Origin of the sequence: Pseudomonas sp. 51_B (assembly GCF_017491595.1) — a bacterium.
Lineage (GTDB): Bacteria > Pseudomonadota > Gammaproteobacteria > Pseudomonadales > Pseudomonadaceae > Aquipseudomonas > Aquipseudomonas promysalinigenes.
On the sequence record NZ_JAFGYW010000567.1, the window covers coordinates 1 to 245 of the forward strand.

A 245-nucleotide genomic window follows, 5' to 3' on the forward strand; every position below is an offset into this window, starting at 1 on the left:
GGCGACCGAAGTCATAGCTCAGGTAGCCGATCAAGCCGCCTGCGAAGGGTAGCTCGAGGCCTTCGGGCAACGTAGCATCGCCTAGCTGGGCAAGGCTGTTGCGCAAACGCTCGAGAAACTCGCGGCCGACGACCTTGAGCTGCCCGACGCGCAACTGGGCCTGTACGCCTGGGCCATGGTCAGCGATCACCAGATGGGCACCAGTCAACTGGTGTTCCACCCAAGCCTGGCCAAAGCTGAACGGG

Annotated in this window: 1 pseudogene; it reads right to left on the minus strand. The window is 63.3% G+C overall.

Going from position 1 to position 245, the window contains the following annotated elements:
- Positions 1-127 (minus strand): annotated as a pseudogene (locus J5M56_RS26205) (hypothetical protein); the annotation flags it as partial.
- Between the last annotated feature and the right edge of the window lie 118 nt (positions 128-245).